The organism is Streptomyces sp. SID5464 (genome assembly GCF_009862985.1).
GTDB lineage: Bacteria > Actinomycetota > Actinomycetes > Streptomycetales > Streptomycetaceae > Streptomyces > Streptomyces chartreusis_D.
The window spans coordinates 124,680-144,023 of the sequence record NZ_WWIQ01000020.1; the positions used below are offsets into that span (position 1 = coordinate 124,680).

Annotated in this window: 15 protein-coding genes; 6 read left to right on the forward strand and 9 right to left on the reverse strand. The window is 71.6% G+C overall.

Going from position 1 to position 19,344, the window contains the following annotated elements; translation table 11 throughout:
- Positions 1 to 54 precede the first annotated feature (54 nt).
- From GTY47_RS13305 to GTY47_RS13320, 4 genes are all read right to left on the reverse strand, one after another.
- Positions 55 to 2,184, reverse strand: a complete 2,130-nt coding sequence (locus GTY47_RS13305) for a 3-hydroxyacyl-CoA dehydrogenase NAD-binding domain-containing protein (protein WP_010033994.1) — start codon at positions 2,182 to 2,184, stop codon at positions 55 to 57.
- On the reverse strand, positions 2,181 to 3,398 hold the full coding sequence (locus tag GTY47_RS13310; RefSeq protein WP_010033996.1) for an acetyl-CoA C-acyltransferase: 1,218 nt from the start codon (positions 3,396 to 3,398) through the stop codon (positions 2,181 to 2,183). Before GTY47_RS13310 ends, GTY47_RS13305 begins: the two co-directional genes overlap by 4 nt.
- A gap of 107 nt (positions 3,399 to 3,505) precedes the next feature.
- On the reverse strand, positions 3,506 to 4,543 hold the full coding sequence (locus GTY47_RS13315; protein WP_010033998.1) for a LacI family DNA-binding transcriptional regulator: 1,038 nt from the start codon (positions 4,541 to 4,543) through the stop codon (positions 3,506 to 3,508).
- On the reverse strand, positions 4,540 to 7,203 hold the full coding sequence (locus GTY47_RS13320) for a glycoside hydrolase family 2 protein (protein ID WP_010034002.1): 2,664 nt from the start codon (positions 7,201 to 7,203) through the stop codon (positions 4,540 to 4,542). Before GTY47_RS13320 ends, GTY47_RS13315 begins: the two co-directional genes overlap by 4 nt.
- Before the next feature lie 163 nt (positions 7,204 to 7,366).
- On the opposite strand from GTY47_RS13320, the gene GTY47_RS13325 reads away from it, so the two are divergent.
- Genes GTY47_RS13325 through GTY47_RS13335 form a run of 3 tightly spaced genes read left to right on the forward strand, consistent with a single transcriptional unit; the run spans position 7,367 to position 10,457 of the window.
- Complete coding sequence (locus tag GTY47_RS13325) at positions 7,367 to 8,680, forward strand: ABC transporter substrate-binding protein (RefSeq protein WP_029180756.1); 1,314 nt, start codon at positions 7,367 to 7,369, stop codon at positions 8,678 to 8,680.
- The gene (locus GTY47_RS13330) at positions 8,680 to 9,630 is read left to right on the forward strand and encodes a sugar ABC transporter permease (RefSeq protein WP_010034008.1); all 951 of its coding nucleotides are present in this window, start codon (positions 8,680 to 8,682) and stop codon (positions 9,628 to 9,630) included. Before GTY47_RS13325 ends, GTY47_RS13330 begins: the two co-directional genes overlap by 1 nt.
- On the forward strand, positions 9,627 to 10,457 hold the full coding sequence (locus tag GTY47_RS13335) for a carbohydrate ABC transporter permease (RefSeq protein ID WP_010034010.1): 831 nt from the start codon (positions 9,627 to 9,629) through the stop codon (positions 10,455 to 10,457). Before GTY47_RS13330 ends, GTY47_RS13335 begins: the two co-directional genes overlap by 4 nt.
- Positions 10,458 to 10,499: 42 nt before the next feature.
- On the opposite strand, the gene GTY47_RS13340 is transcribed toward GTY47_RS13335, so the two are convergent.
- From GTY47_RS13340 to GTY47_RS13350, 3 genes are all read right to left on the reverse strand, one after another.
- Positions 10,500 to 11,789 carry a ribonuclease D gene (locus GTY47_RS13340; RefSeq protein ID WP_078602734.1) on the reverse strand — a complete coding sequence of 430 codons (1,290 nt, stop codon included), beginning with the start codon at positions 11,787 to 11,789 and terminating at the stop codon, positions 10,500 to 10,502.
- A gap of 186 nt (positions 11,790 to 11,975) precedes the next feature.
- The gene (locus GTY47_RS13345) at positions 11,976 to 12,638 is read right to left on the reverse strand and encodes a response regulator transcription factor (RefSeq protein WP_003993737.1); all 663 of its coding nucleotides are present in this window, start codon (positions 12,636 to 12,638) and stop codon (positions 11,976 to 11,978) included.
- A gap of 323 nt (positions 12,639 to 12,961) precedes the next feature.
- The gene (locus GTY47_RS13350; protein ID WP_063738884.1) at positions 12,962 to 13,636 is read right to left on the reverse strand and encodes a DUF3000 domain-containing protein; all 675 of its coding nucleotides are present in this window, start codon (positions 13,634 to 13,636) and stop codon (positions 12,962 to 12,964) included.
- Positions 13,637 to 13,737: 101 nt separating this feature from the next.
- Between GTY47_RS13350 and hemE the strand changes: the two genes are divergently transcribed.
- Complete coding sequence (gene hemE, locus GTY47_RS13355) at positions 13,738 to 14,805, forward strand: uroporphyrinogen decarboxylase (RefSeq protein WP_010034024.1); 1,068 nt, start codon at positions 13,738 to 13,740, stop codon at positions 14,803 to 14,805.
- 124 nt (positions 14,806 to 14,929) lie between these two features.
- Entirely contained in the window at positions 14,930 to 15,259 is a 330-nt protein-coding gene (locus tag GTY47_RS13360; RefSeq protein WP_029180757.1) for a hypothetical protein, read from the forward strand.
- A gap of 44 nt (positions 15,260 to 15,303) precedes the next feature.
- Here the strand turns inward: GTY47_RS13360 and GTY47_RS13365 are convergent, their stop codons facing one another.
- Together GTY47_RS13365 and GTY47_RS13370 are read right to left on the reverse strand one after the other, a co-directional pair.
- Positions 15,304 to 16,695 carry an FAD-dependent oxidoreductase gene (locus GTY47_RS13365; protein ID WP_029180758.1) on the reverse strand — a complete coding sequence of 464 codons (1,392 nt, stop codon included), beginning with the start codon at positions 16,693 to 16,695 and terminating at the stop codon, positions 15,304 to 15,306.
- Between the two features lie 27 nt (positions 16,696 to 16,722).
- Positions 16,723 to 17,715, reverse strand: a complete 993-nt coding sequence (locus tag GTY47_RS13370) for a DUF4349 domain-containing protein (protein ID WP_010034031.1) — start codon at positions 17,713 to 17,715, stop codon at positions 16,723 to 16,725.
- A 158-nt stretch (positions 17,716 to 17,873) separates the two neighbouring features.
- On the opposite strand from GTY47_RS13370, the gene hemG reads away from it, so the two are divergent.
- Positions 17,874 to 19,340, forward strand: coding sequence for a protoporphyrinogen oxidase (gene hemG / locus GTY47_RS13375; protein ID WP_010034034.1), 1,467 nt, complete (start codon positions 17,874 to 17,876; stop codon positions 19,338 to 19,340).
- Positions 19,341 to 19,344: the final 4 nt, after the last annotated feature.

Below are 19,344 nucleotides of genomic sequence, written 5' to 3' on the forward strand. Positions count from 1 at the left end.
GGGCGGGGCGTCCGGATCGTTACCGTACGCCCCACCCCCCTCAGGGGTTACGCGTTACGCGGGCACGCTCGCCACGCCCTGCGCCAGGAACCTCTTGCCGTTGACCCGCTCGGAGACGCCCTCGCGGTCCAGGTACGGCGTGATGCCGCCCAGGTGGAACGGCCAGCCGGCGCCCGTGATGAGGCACAGGTCGATGTCCTGGGCCTCGGCGACGACGCCCTCGTCGAGCATGAGCCCGATCTCCTGCGCCACCGCGTCGAGCACGCGCTCGCGGACCTGCTCCTCCGTCAGGACGGTGTCGCCCTGCTTGAGCAGCGCCGCGACCTCGGGGTCGAGCTCGGGCTTGCCGCTGTCGTAGACGTAGAAGCCGCGCTTGCCCGCCTCGACGACCGCCTTGAGGTTCGGGGAGACCGTGAAGCGGTCCGGGAACGCCCTGTTGAGCGTCTCGGAGACGTGCAGGCCGATCGCCGGGCCGACCAGCTCCAGCAGGACCAGCGGCGACATCGGCAGACCCAGCGGCTCGACCGCCTTCTCGGCGACCTCGACCGGGGTGCCCTCGTCGATGACGTTCTGGATCTCGCCCATGAAGCGGGTCAGGATGCGGTTCACCACGAACGCCGGGGCGTCCTTCACCAGCACCGCGGTCTTCTTCAGCTTCTTGGCGACGCCGAACGCCGTGGCCAGCGAGGCCTCGTCGGTCTGCTCGCCGCGGACGATCTCCAGCAGCGGCAGCACGGCGACCGGGTTGAAGAAGTGGAAGCCGACGACCCGCTCGGGGTGCTTCAGCTTCGACGCCATCTCCGACACCGACAGCGAGGAGGTGTTGGTGGCCAGGATCGCGTGCGCCGGGGCGACCGCCTCGACCTCCGCGAACACCTTCTGCTTGACGCCCATCTCCTCGAACACGGCCTCGATGATGAAGTCCGCGTCCGCGAAGCCCTCGGCCTTGTCCAGGACGCCGGTCACCAGCCCCTTGAGGCGGTTGGCCTTGTCCTGGTTGATCCGGCCCTTGCCGAGCAGCTTGTCGATCTCGGCGTGGACATAGCCCACACCCTTGTCGACGCGCTCCTGGTCGATGTCGGTCAGCACGACCGGCACCTCCAGACGGCGCAGGAACAGCAGCGCGAGCTGGCTGGCCATCAGACCGGCGCCGACGACACCGACCTTGGTGACCGGACGGGCCAGGTTCTTGTCCGGGGCACCGGCCGGGCGCTTGCCGCGCTTCTGCACCAGGTTGAAGGCGTAGATGCCGGCGCGCAGTTCGCCGCCCATGATCAGGTCGGCGAGCGCCTTGTCCTCGGCGTCGTAGCCCTGCTGGAGGTCGCCGTTCTTGGCGGCGGCGATGATGTCCAGGGCGCGGTAGGCGGCCGGGGCCGCGCCGTGCACCTTGGAGTCCGCGATGAAACGGCCCTTGGCGACGGCCTGGTCCCAGGCCTCGCCGCGGTCGATCACCGGGCGCTCGATCTCCAGCTCGCCCTTGAGGACGGACGCGGTCCAGATCAGCGACTGCTCCAGGAAGTCCGCGCCCTCGAAGATCGCGTCGGCGATCCCGAGTTCGTAGACCTGCTTGCCCTTGAGCTGCTTGTTCTGGTTGAGGCTGTTCTCGATGATCACCGAGACGGCCTTGTCGGCGCCGATCAGGTTCGGCAGCAGCGTGCAGCCGCCCCAGCCCGGGACCAGGCCGAGGAACACCTCGGGCAGCGAGAACGCCGGCAGGGCCGCGGAGACGGTCCGGTAGCTGCAGTGCAGACCGACCTCGACACCGCCGCCCATCGCGGCGCCGTTGTAGTACGCGAAGGTCGGCACGGCCAGCTTGGACAGCCGCTTGAAGACCTCGTGGCCGCCCTTGCCGATGGCGAGCGCGTGCTCGTACTCCTTGAGGATCTCCACGCCCTTGAGGTCGGCGCCGACCGCGAAGATGAACGGCTTGCCGGTGATGCCGACGCCGACGATCTCGCCGTCCGCCGCCTCCTTCTGGACCTGGTCGATCGCGGCGTTCAGGTTCGCCAGCGAGGCCGGGCCGAAGGTGGTCGGCTTGGTGTGGTCCAGGCCGTTGTCCAGGGTGATCAGGGCGAAGCGCCCGGCACCCAGGGGGAGGTCGAAGTGGCGTACGTGCGCACTGGTGACGACCTCGTCCGGGAACAGTTCGGAAGCCTGCTTCAGAAGCTCGGCGGTGGTGCTCACTTGTCCCCCTCGAAGTGCGGGTTCTCCCAGATGACCGTCGCGCCCATGCCGAAGCCGACGCACATGGTGGTCAGGCCGTAGCGGACGTGCGGCTGCTCCTCGAACTGGCGGGCCAGCTGCGTCATCAGACGGACGCCGGAGGAGGCCAGCGGGTGGCCGAAGGCGATGGCGCCGCCGTACTGGTTGACGCGCTCGTCGTCGTCGGCGATGCCGTAGTGGTCGAGGAAGGCCAGGACCTGGACGGCGAAGGCCTCGTTGATCTCGAACAGGCCGATGTCGGAGATCGACAGGCCCGCCTGGGCCAGTGCCTTCTCCGTCGCCGGGATCGGGCCGTAGCCCATGACCTCCGGCTCGACGCCCGCGAAGGAGTAGGAGACCAGGCGCATCTTGACGGGAAGGTCGTTCTCCCGCGCGAAGTCCTCGGAGGCGATGACCGAGGCGGTGGCGCCGTCGTTCAGACCGGCGGCGTTACCGGCGGTGACCCGGCCGTGGACGCGGAACGGGGTCTTCAGGCCCTGGAGGTTCTCCAGGGTCGTGCCCGGGCGCATCGGCTCGTCGGCGGTGACCAGGCCCCAGCCCGTCTCACCGGCCTCGGGGGAGGTGCGGCGTACCGAGATCGGCACCAGGTCGGCCTGGATCTTGCCGTTGGCGTACGCCTTGGCGGCCTTCTCCTGGGAGCGCACCGCGTACTCGTCGGCGCGCAGCTTGGTGATCTGCGGGTAGCGGTCGTGCAGGTTCTCCGCGGTCATGCCCATGAACAGGGCCGACTCGTCGACCAGCTTCTCGCTGACGAACCGCGGGTTCGGGTCGACGCCCTCGCCCATCGGGTGGCGGCCCATGTGCTCGACACCACCGGCGATCGCCACGTCGTAGGCACCGAAGGCCACGGAACCGGCGACCGTGGTCACGGCCGTCAGGGCGCCCGCGCACATGCGGTCGATGGAGTAGCCCGGGACCGACTGCGGCAGACCGGCGAGGATCCCGGCCGTGCGGCCGATGGTGAGGCCCTGGTCACCGATCTGCGTGGTGGCGGCGATGGCGACCTCGTCGATCTTCTTCGGGTCGAGTCCGGGGTTGCGGCGCAGCAGCTCCCGGATCGCCTTCACGACGAGGTCGTCGGCACGGGTCTCGTGGTAGATGCCCTTCGGGCCCGCCTTGCCGAACGGGGTGCGGACGCCGTCTACGAAGACGACGTCCCTGACGGTACGAGGCACGATGGCTCTCCTCCAGGGTCCAGGACGCTGAGCGCTTGCTCATCCCATGCTACTTATGAGTAACGTAGCTGCCCAGTCCTGACATGGCGAGCGGTGAACGTCACATCTCACCGAGGCGGCGCAGTGGACCCTCTCGGCGTCAGCACCGGAGTCGGCACGGGATGCGAACAGGCCGCCCCGTCCCCGCTGATCACCCCGAACAACGTCCGGGCCACCTCCGCCCCGAAACCGTGTACGTCATGACTCATCGCGGACAACGTCGGGTGGGTGAGCCGGCACAGCTGCGAGTCGTCCCAGGCCAGCAGTGACACGTCCGCCGGCACCCGCAGTCCCATCTCCGCCGCCACCGACAGCCCGGCCACCGCCATGACGTCGTTGTCGTACACGATCGCCGTCGGCCGGTCCGGCGGCGCGGCCGTCAGCAAGGACCGGGTCGCCCGCGCCCCCGCGTCCCCGGAGAAGTCCGTCGCCACCTGCCACGCCCCGGCCAGCGCCAGCGCCGCCGCTGCCTCGTCGAACGCCGCCGTCCGGATGGCCGTGTGCCCGAGGTCCGCCGCCCCGCCCACCCGGGCGATCCGCCGGTGCCCCAGCGCGGCCAGATACCGCACCGCCTCCGTCACGGCCGTCGCGTCGTCGGTCCACACCGAGGTGAGCCCACCGGTCAGCGAGGGATGCCCCACCGCGACCACCGGCAGCCCGAGCCGCTCCACCAGGCCCACCCGGGGATCGCCGGCCCGGAAGTCGACCAGGATCGACCCGCCGATCTGCCGCCCCCGCCACCATGACTCCTGGACCCCCACCTCCTCGTCCAGATTGCGTACGAGTCTCAGCAGCAGGGAGCAGGAGTGCTCGGCCAGGACGCTCTCCACGCCCGAGACGAACTCCATGTACCAGGGTTCGAGCCCGAGCATCCGCGCCGGCCGGCACACCGCGAGCCCGACCACGTCCACGCGCGAACCGGCCAGCGTCCGCGCCGTGAGGTTCGGCGCCCAGCCCAGCTCCCGAGCCGCCCGGAAGATCCGGTCCCGGGTCGCCTCCGACAGCCCGGGCTTGTGGTTGAACGCGAGCGACACGGCACCCTTGGACACGCCGGCGCGCGCGGCGACGTCCTTGATGGTGACGCGGGGGGTCGGCGTTGCCGTCATCGGGTGGGCTCCACGCAGTACAGGGCCGAACGGGCACTCTCCGCGTCCGGAGTCTTCCAGCCGCGCACCCCGATGGTCACCTCTTCCCCCGGCAGCAGCGTGACCAGCCCCCGATCGGCCCGCGCCTGCGGATCCAGCCGGTCGGCCTGCAGCAGCAGGTCCCGGACCAGGGTGCGGGCGGTGACGGTGATGCCGCCGGGCGCGAGCGCGACATCGAACCGGGGGGTGGGATACAGGACTTCACGATCCGGCACGGGGAAGTACAACGCCCGCAACCCACCTGCGCCCGGACCACCGCCTGCGTTCGGGCTGCCGCCTGTGTTCGGGCTGTCGCCTGCGTCCGGGCCACCGTCCGCGTCCGCTGTCGCGTTCCCGCCCGCGCTTGGGTCGCTACCCGCGCCCGCTCTCCCGCTCCCGTCCGCGCCCGGGTCGCCGTGCGCGTTCGGATCACTGGCGGTGCCCGGGCCGCTGCCCGTGCCCGGGTCGCCGTTCCCGCCCGCTCTCGCGGTCCCGCCCGCGCCTCCAGCCACACCCCCGCCCGCGCCTCCAGCCACACCCCCGCCCCCGTACCCGCCCGCATCCGCGACAAGGAACTCATCGGGGCCGGTCGGCGTGAGCTCGCGCGGGACCTCCACACACGCCACGCTCCGCTTCCGTGCCGTCACCTCCACGGCCACCTGCCCCAGTACCTCGCCCCGGACGGACATCCGCCGCAGGGCCAGGGTCGGCGTCCAGTCCGCGGCCGCCTGGTTGACGGCGGCCAGCACCAGCCCGCCGTCCCGCTCCTGGAGCGTCAGCAACCGGTCCGCGTACAGCCGCCTCAGCTCGTGGTAGAGCGGCTTCTCCCGCCCGTCCCCGTCGATCGCCGCCCAGGACGTCACCGGCCAGCAGTCGTTGAGCTGCCAGACGACCGTGCCCGCGCACACCGGCCAGTGCGACCGCCAGTGCTCGATGCCGGCGGCGACCGCCCGTGCCTGGTTGACCTGCATCAGGTAGTGCCAGCGGTCGAAGTCCCCCTTCGGCACGGTGAAATGCCGGGCCAGCCCCCGCTCCAGCTTGCCGTTGCCGTCGTCGGCCTTCTGGTGGTGCAGCATGCCGGGGGAGTCCGGCGCGAGCTCCTCCCCGGGCAGCGCCCGCCGCAGCGTGGCGTACGCGGGCGGCGCCTGCCAGCCGAACTCGGCGACGAACCGGGGCACGCATCGCCGGTAGTCGGCGTAGTCCTCCCGGTTCCACACCTCCCAGGAGTGGTGCGTGCCGTGCGCCGGATCGTTCGGATGCCGGTCCCATGACCCGGACCAGGGGCTCCCCGCCGTGTACGGCCGCGTCGGATCCAACTCGGCCACCACACGCGGCAGTACGCCCAGGTAGTACCCCTCGCCCCAGGAGTCCCCGGCCAGCCGCGGCTCCCATCCCCAGTCCCGGAAGCCCCACAGGTTCTCGTTGTTGCCGTTCCACAGCACCAGCGACGGATGCGGCATCAGCCGGACGACGTTCTCCCGGGCCTCCGCCTCCACCTCGCCCCGCAGCGGCTGCTCCTCCGGGTAGGCCGCGCACGCGAACGGGAAGTCCTGCCAGACCAGCAGCCCGAGCTCGTCGCAGGCGTCGTAGAAGTCCTCGCTCTCGTAGATACCGCCGCCCCAGATCCGCACGAGGTCCACGCCCGCCCCGGCGGCCTGCTCCAGCCGCTCCCGGTACCGTTCGCGGGTGATCCGGGAGGGGAAGACGTCGTCGGGGATCCAGTTGACGCCCCGTGCGAAGAGCCGCTCGCCGTTGACGACGAGCGTGAAGCCGGTGCCGTGCGCGTCGGGCCGCCGGTCCAGCTCCACCGTCCGGAAGCCGATCCGCCGCCGCCACCCGTCCAGCGGGTCGTCGCCGTGCAGCAGCCGCAACCGGACGTCGTACAGCGGCTGTTCGCCGTAGCCGCGCGGCCACCACAGCCGGACGTCCGGTACCCGCAGCCGTACGACCCCGCCCGCCCCCTCGATCTCCGCGCGCGCCCGCACCCCGCCCACCGTCGCCTCCAGGGCGAGCGGTGCCTCGACCCGGGTCCGCTCGACGTCCACGGCCAACTCGACGACGCCCACCCCCTCGTCGACGGTGACCAGCGGACGCACCCGGGCGATCCGGGCCGTCGACCAGTGCTCCAGGCGCACCGGCCGCCAGATCCCGGCCGTCACCAGGGTCGGCCCCCAGTCCCAGCCGAAGGAGCAGGCCATCTTGCGCAGGTACTGGTAGGGCTCGGCGTATGCGGCGGGCCGCTCGCCCAGCCGTCCCCGCACGGCCTCGGCCTCGGCGTAGGCGGAGACGAACCGCACGGACAGCCGCCCGGACAGCCCCGTCACGTCGAACCGGTACGAGCGGTGCATGTTCCGCACCTTGCCCAGCAGCCGCCCGTCCAGGGAGATCTCGGCGACGGTGTCGAGCCCGTCGAAGACCAGGTCGGTCTGCTCCTGCGCGGACGCGCTCGTCAGCTCGCGCTCGTACGTCCAGTCCCGGCGCCCCACCCACGCCACCTCGGACTCGCCCAGACCCAGGAACGGGTCCGGGATCACCCCGGCCGCCATCAGGTCGGTGTGCACGCAGCCCGGCACGGAGGCCGGGAGCGGCTCCGGCTCGTGGCGCAGGATCCATCCGTCGCCGAGCGGTGTGGCCTCCAGCATGCGCACTCCCTTAACCGGTCCAGTGAAGAGTCGTGTACAGGTTTCGCAGCCTTGGCGGGAATGGGACTTTACCGGTTGAGAAAGCGCTGTCAGAGTGCCGAACCAGCCATACCGCACGTGCTCTTCCGTCCCGAGTTCCTCTCCGCGAACGGAGCTGATGCACATGAACCGCCGTACCGTCCTCGCCCTCGCCGTGGGCGCAGCCCTGCTGGCCTCGGGCTGTACCGGCACCGGAGGCACCTCCAAGGGCGCGGATGCAAAGGCGCCCGACGACCCCGCCGAGGTCCAGGGGACCATCACCGTCCTCACCCACCGGACCGACCTCGTGCAGGACGGGACGATGAAGAAGTACGCCGCCGAGTTCAACAAGACCTACCCGAAGGTGAAGGTCGAGTTCGACGGCCTCACCGACTACGAGGGCGAGGTCAAGATCCGTATGAACACGGAGAACTACGGCGACGTCCTGATGATCCCGGCCGTGATCGAGAAGAAGGACTACCCGAAGTTCTTCGCGTCCCTGGGCACCCGGGCCGAGCGGAGCAAGAAGTACCGCTTCACCGACTACTCCACGGTCCAGGGCAAGGTCTACGGGCAGAGCCCGATCGGCGTGGTCCCGGGCTTCATCTACAACAAGAAGGTCTGGAAGGCGGCCGGCATCACCGACTGGCCCACAACCCCGGCCGAGTTCCTCGACGACCTCAAGGCCGTCAAGGCCAAGTCCGACGCGGTCCCGTACTACACCAACTTCAAGGACATGTGGCCGCTGACCCAGTGGACGAACGTCAACGGCTCGGTCGGCTGCGACACCCAGGCCACCACCCGGCTCGCCGAGGGAAACCCCTGGGCGGAGGGCGCCGACCTCCGCGTCGGTGACACGCTGCTCCACGACATCGTGCGCGCGGGACTCATCGAGAAGGACCCGACGACCACCAACTGGGAGGCGTCCAAGCCCCGCCTGGCGAAGGGCCGGATCGCCACGATGTGGCTCGGCTCCTGGGCGATCGTGCAGATGCAGGACGCGGCGAAGCAGGCGGGCACCGACCCCGCAGACATCGGCCTGATGCCGTTCCCCGCCCAGGAGAACGGCACGTTCTGCGCGGTGACGTCCCCCGACTACCAGCAGGCCGTCAACGTCCACTCCGAGCACAAGGCCGCCGCCCGCGCCTGGATCGACTGGTTCACCGACAAGTCCGGCTACGCGGACGCCAACCTCGCGCTCTCGCCCCTCAAGGACGCCCCGCTGCCGGCGATTCTGAAGCCGTACGAGGAGGCGGGCGTCAAGCTCCTGGACCTCGACGACGCCAAGGGCGCCGAGGTCAAGTCCATCGACAACCAGTCCGAGGTCGGCATCTACAAGCCCGACTACCGCCAGGAACTCGTCGACCTCGCCCGCGGTGCCCGCAAGGGCGGCCTGGACGACTTCCTGACCGGGCTGGGCGAGAAGTGGACCGAGGCGCGGAAGAACCTGGGGTCCTGATGGCCGACACCACCCGGAAGGCGACGCGGCCGGTGCCGCCGGCCGCGCCCGCCGGGCCGCCACCGCCGACCGCCGCGCGCCGGTCCCGGCGGCGGCGGGGCGTGACCCCCTGGCTGTTCCTGATCGCCCCGCTCGCCCTGCTGATCGCCTTCACCTACGCGCCGATCGTCAACATGGTCGCGTACAGCTTCACCGACTGGGACGGCGTCAGCCCCGAGCTGCACTACACGGGCGCCGAGAACTACGCCGAACTCTTCACCCGGCCCGAGCTGTTCGAGGTGTTCTTCGTCAGCGGCTACTACCTCGCCGCGTCCGTGGTGCAGATCGCCGCCGCCCTCTACTTCGCCACCGTCCTGAGCTTCAACGTCCGCTTCCGCAACTTCTTCAAGGGCGTGCTCTTCTTCCCGTACCTGATCAACGGCGTCGCGATCGGCTTCGTCTTCCTGTACTTCTTCCAGGACGGCGGCACCCTCGACGCGATCCTGAGCCTCTTCGGCCACGACGGCGACCGCGCCTGGCTCGGCACGCCGACATCGGCCAACGTCTCCCTGGCCGGCGTCTCCGTCTGGCGCTACCTGGGCCTGAACTTCGTCCTCTTCCTCGGCGCGATCCAGTCCATCCCGGGGGAGCTGTACGAGGCGGCCGAACTGGACGGGGCGAACCGCTGGCAGCAGTTCCGCCACATCATCGCGCCCGGCATCCGGCCCGTGCTGAGCCTGTCGGTGATCCTCTCCGTCTCCGGGTCGCTGTCCGTCTTCGAGATCCCGTACATCATGACCGGCGGCGCGACCGGCACCGAGACCTTCGTGATCCAGACCGTGAAGCTGGCCTTCCAGTTCAACAAGACGGGCCTCGCCTCGGCGGCGGCCGTCGTACTGCTGCTGATCATCCTGGCGGTGACCTGGGTGCAGCGGCGCCTCGTCCCGGACGACAAGGTGGACCTCGTATGACGCGCCGTGCCGTGGCCCGTGCCCTCGTGTACCTGTCCCTGGTCCTCGCGACGCTGGTCGTGCTCCTGCCGCTCACCGTGATCTTCCTGACCTCGCTGAAGACCTCCGGGGAAATGGCGGACGACAGCGGCGCCCTCACGCTGCCCGACGACCCGCTCAACTTCGACAACTACGTGACGGCGTTCCAGGACGGCCGGATGCTCTCGGCGTTCGGCAACACGGCGGTCGTCCTGGTCATCGCCATCGGGGGCACGGTCCTCATCGGCTCGATGACGGCGTACGCCATCGACCGCTTCCGGTTCCGCTTCCGGAAAGTGGTCCTGGCCCTGTTCCTGATCGCAGCGCTGGTCCCCGGGGTGACCACCCAGGTGGCCACCTTCCAGATCGTGAACAGCTTCGGGATGTTCGACAGCCTCTGGGCGCCCATCGCGCTCTACATGGGCACGGACATCGTGTCGATCTACATCTTCCTTCAGTTCGTACGGGCCATCCCCGTCTCACTGGACGAGTCGGCCCGCATCGACGGCGCCAACGCCTTCACGGTGTACCGGAAGGTCATCTTCCCGCTGCTCAAGCCCGCGATCGCGACGGTCGTGATCGTGAAGGGGATCAACGTCTACAACGACTTCTACATCCCCTTCCTCTACATGCCCTCCGAAGATCTTGGCGTGATCTCGACGTCCCTGTTCCGCTTCAAGGGCCCCTTCGGAGCCCACTGGGAGACCATCTCGGCAGGCGCGATCCTCGTCATCGCCCCGACGCTGATCGTCTTCCTGTTCCTCCAGCGGTTCATCTACAACGGTTTCACGCAGGGGGCCACGAAGTAGGAGACCTGTCTTGGGGGCGCGGGGCTGAATGCTCTACGGCGGCTAGGCCTCCTTGCCGGACAGAGCCTCCACCAACACGGGCGTCACCAGCTCCACCTGCCACGGCCGCGCGCCGTACCCCGCGAGCGCGGCCGCCACGGACTCGGCATCCACCACGGCCGGAGGCTCCCAGCACACCCGCCGAACCGTATCCGGCGTGATCAGATTCTCCTGCGGCATGGAGAGCTCCTCGGCGAGCGCCGAGACCCCGGCCCGGGCCGCACTGAGGCGGGCCGCGGCCGCGGGGTCCTTGTCGGCCCAAGCCCGCGGCGGAGGAGGCCCGGTCACCGGCTGTCCCGGCTGCGGCAGCTGCGCCTCGCTCAACGCCTTCGCCCGGTCCACGGCCGCCTGCCACTGCTCCAGCTGCCGCTTGCTCATCCGGTGTCCGAAACCGTTCAGCGCGGCCAGCGCGTGGACGTTGGCCGGAATCGCCAGCGCGGCCTCCACGATCGCCGCGTCCCCGAGCACCTTGCCCGGCGAGACGTCCCGCCGCTGCGCGATCCGGTCCCGGGTCTGCCACAGCTCCCGTACGACGGCCAGCTGCCGCCGCCGGCGCACCTTGTGCATCCCGGACGTACGCCGCCAGGGGTCCTTGCGCGGCTCGGGCGGCGGGGCGGAGGCGATCGCGTCGAACTCCTGGCGGGCCCACTCCAGCTTGCCCTGCCGGTCCAGCTCCTTCTCCAGCGCGTCGCGCAGGTCGACGAGCAGCTCGACGTCCAGCGCCGCGTAGCGCAGCCAGGGCTCGGGCAGCGGCCGGGTCGACCAGTCGACCGCGGAGTGCCCCTTCTCCAGGACGAAACCGAGGACGCCCTCGACCATCGCGCCGAGGCCGACCCGGGGGAACCCGGCGAGCCGCCCGGCCAGCTCCGTGTCGAACAGCCGCGTCGGCACCATGCCTATCTCACGCAGGCAGGGCAGGTCCTGGGTGGCGGCGTGCAGCACCCACTCGACGCCGGACAGGGCCTCGCCCAGGGCGGACAGGTCGGGGCAGGCGACGGGGTCGATGAGAGCCGTTCCGGCGCCCTGGCGGCGCAACTGGACCAGGTAGGCGCGCTGGCCGTAGCGGTAGCCGGACGCCCGCTCGGCGTCGACGGCGACCGGTCCGGAGCCGGCCTCGAAGGCGGCGATCACCCGGGCCAGGGCGGCCTCGTCCGCGATCACGGGCGGAATGCCCTCACGCGGTTCCAGCAAAGGGATCGGCGCCTCCGTAGCAGAAGATCCGCCGTCGTCCGGAGGGGCGCCTCCGGTGGTTCGCAGTGAGCTGTCTGCTGCGGTCTCGTGGGCGTCGGTCACCTGTCAAGGGTATCCGTGTATGGACAGCGCCCGTCGACGGAACGTTCCGTCGACGGGCGCCCGGGGGTCGCAAACCAGTCAGGTCGGGGAAGTGTCGGGTTCGCGAACCGTGAGTGACGGGAGCGGGACCCGCCGTCGGTCCCGTTCACGTGGGCGAATGATCACAAAGGGCCATCGTGGCGCAGGTCAGTGGATGATTCCGGTCCGCAGGGCCACCGCGACCATCCCGGCGCGGTCGCCCGTGCCGAGCTTGCGGGCGATGCGGGCGAGGTGGCTCTTGACGGTCAGTGCGGACAGGCCCATCGAGACGCCGATCGCCTTGTTCGACTGGCCCTCCGCGACCAGCCGCAGCACCTCGACCTCGCGGCCGGACAGTTCGCGGTAGCCGCCCGGGTGGCTCGGGGCACCCGGGGGGCGGCGGTGCAGGCGCGCGGCGGCGGCGCCGATGGGGGCGGCGCCCGGTCGGGTGGGGAGCCCGACGTTGGTACGGGTGCCGGTGACGACGTAACCCTTCACACCGCCGGCGAGCGCGTTGCGCACGGCGCCGATGTCGTCGGCGGCGGAGAGGGCGAGCCCGTTGGGCCAGCCCGCGGCGCGGGTCTCCGACAGCAGGGTGAGGCCGGAACCGTCCGGCAGGTGGACGTCGGCGACGCAGATGTCGCGGGGGTTGCCGATGCGGGGACGAGCCTCCGCGATGGACGAGGCCTCGATGACATCGCGCACACCGAGCGCCCACAGGTGGCGGGTGACGGTGGAGCGGACGCGCGGGTCGGCCACGACCACCATGGCGGTCGGCTTGTTCGGGCGGTAGGCGACCAGGCTTGCGGGCTGCTCGAGGAGAACGGACACCAGGCCTCCTGGGTGCGGGGACGGGGCCGGCTCGTGGGGTTCAAGCCGGGACGAACCGTGCTTTCAAGGTCACAGTCGTCTTCGGCACCCAACCCGTCCTCCTTTAGAGAATGATCACGAATCGGTGATAACAATCCGCACAATTCGGACACGCGGTCGATCATTCGAAGGCCGGACGGTTTCGGTCTGCGACGGTACGCGGTCGAAAGTGGCCGTATCGACAAAGTGATTCGGCCAAGAGGGGGACGCAGGTGTGATCGTCGGCAGGGCATGGTTGACCGCCCCGTACAGATTCGATCAGTACGGGGTCGGAACAGGGTCGATCAGCGGGACTGCGGTCCTCGCCGCTGAGGCAGCGTCACCACCGACGCGTCCCCCGGCACGGCCGGCGGCAGCCCCGCGACCTGGGCGAGCAGATCGCACCAGGACGCCAGGTGCGCGGCCGTGTCCGGGACCCCGCCCAGGCCCTCGCGCGGCGTCCAGGAGGCCCGGATCTCGATCTGCGAGGCGGCCGGGCGCTCGGACAGACCGCCGAAGTAGTGCGAACTCGCCCGCGTGACGGTGCCGCTCGGCTCCCCGTACGTCAGCCCGCGCGTCTGTAGCGCGCCGGTCAGCCAGGACCAGCACACCTCCGGCAGCAGCGGGTCCGCGGCCATCTCCGGCTCCAGTTCCGCGCGCACCAGCGTCACCAGCCGGAACGTGCCCTGCCAGGCGTCGTGACCCGCCGGATCGTGCAGCAGCACCAGCCGGCCGTCGGCCAGGTCCTGGTCACCGTCGACGACCGCGGCCTCCAGCGCGTAGGTGTGCGGAGCGAGCCGCCCCGGCGGGCGTGTCGGCTCGACCTCGATCTGGGGCCGCAACCGCGCAGACCTGAGCGCGTCGACGGCGGCCCGGAAGGGCAGTGGGGCGGTGTCCGCCTCCCGCCGGTCTTTCTCCGTGTCCTTCGCTTCGTCCATTCCGCCAGCGCCGTCCGACAGTCGTCCCTGAGCCGCAGCCATGCCGGAAGATTACGGGGACCGGAGCCCGGGTGCCGGGCTAGACACCCCGCGCCTGCCCAGGGGCTGAATCACGCCCATCGGGGGCGTGCGAAACTTGGCCCGTGAGTGCCAATGACGCCCCCCGGGCCCCGCAGCCGTCCGCCACGTACGACTCAGCCTTCCTCAAGGCCTGCCGGCGCGAGCCCGTGCCGCACACGCCGGTGTGGTTCATGCGGCAGGCCGGGCGCTCACTGCCGGAGTACCGCAAGGTGCGCGAGGGCGTTCCGATGCTCGAGTCCTGCACGCGGCCCGAGCTGGTCTGCGAGATCACCCTCCAGCCGGTGCGCCGGCACGGCGTGGACGCGGCGATCTACTACAGCGACATCGTCGTCCCGCTGAAGGCCATCGGCGTCGACCTCGACATCAAGCCCGGCGTCGGCCCGGTCGTCGGACACCCGATCCGCACCCGCGCCGACCTCGCGCAGCTGCGTGACCTGACCCCCGAGGACGTCTCCTACGTCACCGAGGCCATCGGCCTGCTCACCCGCGAACTCGGCGGCACGCCCCTGATCGGCTTCGCCGGCGCCCCGTTCACCCTCGCGAGCTACCTCGTCGAGGGCGGCCCGTCCCGCACGTACGAGAACGCCAAGGCGATGATGTACGGCGACCCCGAGCTGTGGGCCGACCTGCTCGACCGCCTCGCGGACATCACGGCCGCGTTCCTCAAGGTCCAGATCGAGGCGGGCGCCTCGGCCGTCCAGCTGTTCGACTCCTGGGCCGGGGCGCTGGCCCCCGTCGACTACCGGCGCTCGGTGCTGCCCGCGTCGGCGAAGGTGTTCGAGGCCGTGGCGGGTTACGGCGTCCCGCGCATCCACTTCGGCGTCGGCACCGGCGAGCTGCTGGGGCTGATGGGCGAGGCCGGCGCGGATGTCGTCGGCGTCGACTGGCGCGTCCCGCTCGACGAGGCAGCCCGCCGCGTCGGGCCCGGCAAGGCGCTCCAGGGCAACCTCGACCCGACGGTGCTGTTCGCCCCGACGGAGGCCGTCGAGGCGAAGACCAGGGAGGTCCTGGACTCGGCGGCGGGTCTGGAGGGCCATGTCTTCAACCTCGGTCACGGCGTCATGCCGTCCACGGACCCGGACGCGCTGACGCGGCTCGTGGAGTACGTGCACACGCGGACCACGCGCTGACGCAGGGCCGCCCGGGACCGAATCGGCCGGTTCGGTGAACGCGGCCGTACGGGCTTGCGTATGTGTCGGCAACCGCCCGCGGCGCGGGGAAGGCGGGTCGCGGGGCCGACGTGAGGAACAGGCGATGAACGACCGAGTTAGTCCTCCGATGCACGCACTGCCCGACGGCGAGGCGGAGCTGACGCTGGTGGTGCGGCTGCCGTGGGAGGACGTGGCCCGCCTCGGCCAGGAGGCCGGGCGGCTGGCGGCCCAGATGCGGCGGCCCGTGACGCTGGAGGAGGCGGTGAGCCACCGGTTGCGGTCGTCCAGGATCGCGGCGCACGCGAAGCCGGCGGGGGAGCAGCCGCCGGCTGTGACCTCTTCCGCGTCGGTTTCGTCCTTGCCGTCCCGGCCGCCGGCGGAGCAGGCGCGGCAGGCCATCGACCGGATCAACGGTACGGCCGGGACTGCCTAGGGTTTCGCCGTAGGGGTGTGGGTTCGCCGCCGAGCGCGGGTCCCCTACGAGGAACCGCGGACCTTTGCCGCCGCCTTGCGGGCCGCCACCAGGACCGGGTCCCAGACGGGGGAGAACGGCGGTGCGTAGCCCAGGTCCAGGGTCGTCATCTGTTCCGCCGTCATGCCGGCCGTGAGGGCGACCGCGGCGATGTCGACTCGTTTGCCCGCGCCCTCCCGGCCGACGATCTGGACGCCGAGGAGGCGGCCCGTGCGGAGTTCGGCGAGCATCTTGACCGTCATGGGGGAGGAGTCCGGGTAGTAGCCCGCGCGGCTGGTCGACTCGATGGTGACCGCCTCGAAGCGCAGGCCCACGCGGTGGGCGTCCTTCTCGCGCAGTCCCGTGCGCGCGATCTCCAGGTCGCAGACCTTGCTGACCGCCGTGCCGACCACGCCCGGGAAGGTGGCGTAGCCGCCGCCCGCGTTGGTGCCGATGACCTGGCCGTGCTTGTTGGCGTGGGTGCCGAGCGCGATGTGCCGTTCCTGGCCGGAGACCAGGTCGAGGACCTCGACGCAGTCGCCACCCGCCCAGATGTTCTCGTGGCCGCGCACCCGCATCGAGCGGTCCGTGAGAAGGCCGTCGTGGGTACCGAGGGGGAGGCCGGCCGCCTTCGCGAGCGCCGTCTCGGGGCGGACACCGATGCCGAGCACGACGACGTCCGCCGGGAACTCGCGGTCCTGGGTGGCCACCGACCGGACCCGGCCGTCGTCGCCCGTGAGGATCTTGGTGACCTCGGCGTCGTTCACCATCGTGATGCCCAGGCCCTCCATGGCCTTGTGCACCAGGCGGCCCATGTCGGGGTCGAGGGTCGACATGGGCTCGCTGCCGCGGTTGACGACCGTCACCTCGTAGCCGCGGTTGATGAGCGCCTCGGCCATCTCCACGCCGATGTAGCCGGCCCCGACGACCACCGCGCGGCGGCCACGCGTGCGTGCCAGCGTGTCGAGCAGCGCCTGGCCGTCGTCCAGCGTCTGCACGCCGTGCACCCCGGGGGCGTCCATGCCCGGCAGGTCCGGCCGGATCGGCCGGGCGCCGGTCGCGATCACGAGTTTGTCGTACGACGTCCAGGACTCGGCGCCGGAGTCCACGTCACGCGCGCGTACGCGCTGCCCGTCGGGGTCGATGTCCGTGACCTCGGTGCGCAGGCGCAGATCGATGTCCCGCGCCCGGTGCTCCTCGGGGGTGCGGGCGATGAGCTGGTCCCGGTCCGTGACGTCGCCGCCCACCCAGTACGGGATGCCGCACGCCGAGTACGACGTGAAGTGGCCCCGTTCGAACGCCACGATCTCCAGCTCGTCGGGGCCCTTCAGGCGGCGGGCCTGCGACGCCGCGGACATCCCCGCGGCGTCGCCGCCGATCACGATCAGTCGCTCCCTGCGCGTACGGCTCATGTTCATGCGAACACGCTACGGGCGCAGGGCATTTCAGTCCTGCTCGTCAGGAGTTCGCGCGGGCGCGGACTGCGGGGCCGGCCGGGCCGTCGGCAGCGGGCCCAGGGCGCTCGTGGCGGGCGCCGGGCGCGGGCGGCGCGGGAGGCGGGGGCGTACGACGCGCAGCCAGAGCAGCGCGAGCAGGGCGGCCACCGCCGCGAACGGCAGGACCGCGCCGAGTGCCACCGCGAGCCAGCGCAGCATCGTCACGAACGCGTTCCAGCCGCCCGCGAGCGCGTCCACGAACCCCGGGTCGTCGTCCTTCGCCTCCTTCTTCACCGGGGTCTCGGACAGCGACAGGGTGATGGTGGCCAGGCTCGTGCGGTCCTTCAGGGACTCCTGGCGCGCGAGCAGCGCCTCCAGGTCGGCCTGGCGGGTGCTCAGCTGGCCCTCCAGGGTCACCACGTCGCCGAGCTTCGTGGCCCGGTCCATCAGCTCGCGGATCCGGGCCACACTCGCGCGCTGCGACTTGATGCGGCTCTCCACGTCCACCACCTGGTCGGTGACGTCCTCCGCCTTGGCGCTGCGGTCGAGGAGCTTGCCCGCACCTTCCAGCTCGGTGAGGACCGCGTCGTACTTCTCGACGGGTACGCGCAGCACGACCCGGGTGCGCTCGCGGCCTTCCTCGTCCCGGGTGGTGGTCTCGTTGCCGACGTAGCCGCCCGCGTTCTCGGTACCGGTGCGGGCCTCCTCCAGGGCCTTCGGCACGTCCTTGACCTGCACGGTCAGCGCGGCCGTGCGGATGATGTGGCTCGTGGGGAGCTGCGGCGGGGCGGTCGCCCTGGCTCCGCTCCCGGCGCCGCCGGGGGCGGCCTCGTTCGCGCCGGCCTTCTCGTCCGACTGCGGGGCGGCGGCCCCGTGGTCGGCGGCGGTGCTGCCGGCGGAGTCCTCGCCCGCACCGCTGCATCCGGCGAGCGCGAGGGCCGCGGCCAGCAGGAGCGCGGCCAGGGCCGGGGCGGGGCGGCGGGCGGGTCGTCGTGTGCGCATGTGGGCATCCCCCGAGGATCGGTTGGGCTGACGTTTCTTCGACGCCCGGGCGGTGCCGGACGTTTGGTCCGGGACGGTTCCGATGCGGTCACGGTCGGGACTCGTGAAGGACACCGGGGCGCGGGAGCGCTGTCAGCGGGGTCTGAGAGGCTGGGGGCATGCGCGAAGTTCAAGCCGGTGCGGGCACCGGGCAGGTCGTCGTCATCGGGGCGGGAATCGCGGGACTGGCCGCGGCCCACCGGCTGCTGGAGCGCGGGGCGCGGGTCACCGTGCTGGAGTCTTCCGGCCGGGTCGGCGGCAAGCTGCTGCCCGGGGAGATCGCGGGCGCGCGCGTGGACCTCGGCGCCGAGTCGATGCTTGCCCGCCGCCCCGAGGCGGTGGCGCTCGCCCGGGAGGCCGGCCTCGCCGACCGGCTCCAGCCGCCCGCGACCGCGACGGCCTCGATCTGGACCCGGGGCGCGCTGCGTCCGATGCCCAAGGGACACGTGATGGGCGTGCCCGGCACCGCCGCGGCCCTGTCCGGGGTGCTGTCCGACGAGGGCCTCGCCCGTATCGACCGCGACGCCGAGCTGCCCCGCACGGAGGTCGGCGACGACGTGGCCGTCGGGGAGTACGTGGCGGCGCGCCTCGGCCGCGAGGTCGTCGACCGCCTGGTGGAACCCCTGCTGGGGGGCGTGTACGCGGGCGACGCGTACCGCATCTCGATGCGGTCGGCCGTCCCGCAGCTCTTCCAGGCGGCCCGCAGCCACGCCTCCCTGACCGAGGGGGTCCGCGAGATCCAGGCGAAGGCGGCCGCCGCCCAGCAGACCGGCCCGGTGTTCATGGGCATCCAGGGCGGCGTCGGCACACTGCCCCTCGCGGTGGCGGAGTCGGTGCGGGCACGCGGGGGCGAGATCCTCACGGGGACGCCGGTGACCGAGCTGGACCACAGCGCCGCGGACGGCGGCGGATGGCGCGTGGTCGCGGGTGAGCGGGTGCTGCACGCCGACGCGGTGGTGCTCGCCGTCCCCGCCCCCGCCGCCGCCCGCCTCCTGCGCACGGCGTCCCCCGGGGCCGCCGCCGAGCTCGGCGGCGTCGAGTACGCCTCCATGGCCCTGGTCACCCTCGCCTACCGCCGCGCCGAGGCGGGCCTGCCCGAGGGCAGCGGCTTTCTCGTGCCGCCGGTGGACGGGCGCACCATCAAGGCGTCGACCTTCGCCTCGCAGAAGTGGGGCTGGATCGCCGACGAGAACCCCGACCTCGTCGTCCTGCGCACCTCCGTCGGACGGTACGGCGAGACGGAGATCCTCCGGCGCGACGACAGCGAGCTCGTGGCGGTCTCCCGGCACGACCTGAAGGCGGCGACCGGCCTCGACGCCACACCCGTCGCCACGCGCGTCACCCGCTGGGACGACGGCCTGCCCCAGTACCCCGTCGGCCACCACGCGCGCGTGGCCCGCATCCGCGAGCACGTGGCGAAGCTCCCGGGGCTCGCCGTGTGCGGCGCCCAGTACGACGGCGTCGGCATCCCGGCGTGCATCGCGAGCGCGTACGCCGCCGCCGACCAGATCCACGGTGACCTGCGGGGTGTGGAGGAGCTCACCGCCCACCCGGTGCAGAGCCTGCACGGCGGAGCGGGAGAATGAGGAG

Bases quoted from the DNA above. Each gene is read 5' to 3' on its own strand.
- GTY47_RS13315 (WP_010033998.1), bottom strand. From the start codon at position 4,543: ATGACGGCAACGCCGACCCCCCGCGTCACCATCAAGGACGTCGCCGCG.
- GTY47_RS13320 (WP_010034002.1), bottom strand. From the start codon at position 7,203: ATGCTGGAGGCCACACCGCTCGGCGACGGATGGATCCTGCGCCACGAG.
- GTY47_RS13365 (WP_029180758.1), bottom strand. From the start codon at position 16,695: ATGAACATGAGCCGTACGCGCAGGGAGCGACTGATCGTGATCGGCGGC.
- GTY47_RS13370 (WP_010034031.1), bottom strand. From the start codon at position 17,715: ATGCGCACACGACGACCCGCCCGCCGCCCCGCCCCGGCCCTGGCCGCG.
- hemG (WP_010034034.1), top strand. From the start codon at position 17,874: ATGCGCGAAGTTCAAGCCGGTGCGGGCACCGGGCAGGTCGTCGTCATC.
- GTY47_RS13360 (WP_029180757.1), top strand. From the start codon at position 14,930: ATGAACGACCGAGTTAGTCCTCCGATGCACGCACTGCCCGACGGCGAG.
- GTY47_RS13335 (WP_010034010.1), top strand. From the start codon at position 9,627: ATGACGCGCCGTGCCGTGGCCCGTGCCCTCGTGTACCTGTCCCTGGTC.
- GTY47_RS13350 (WP_063738884.1), bottom strand. From the start codon at position 13,636: ATGGCTGCGGCTCAGGGACGACTGTCGGACGGCGCTGGCGGAATGGAC.
- GTY47_RS13330 (WP_010034008.1), top strand. From the start codon at position 8,680: ATGGCCGACACCACCCGGAAGGCGACGCGGCCGGTGCCGCCGGCCGCG.
- GTY47_RS13325 (WP_029180756.1), top strand. From the start codon at position 7,367: ATGAACCGCCGTACCGTCCTCGCCCTCGCCGTGGGCGCAGCCCTGCTG.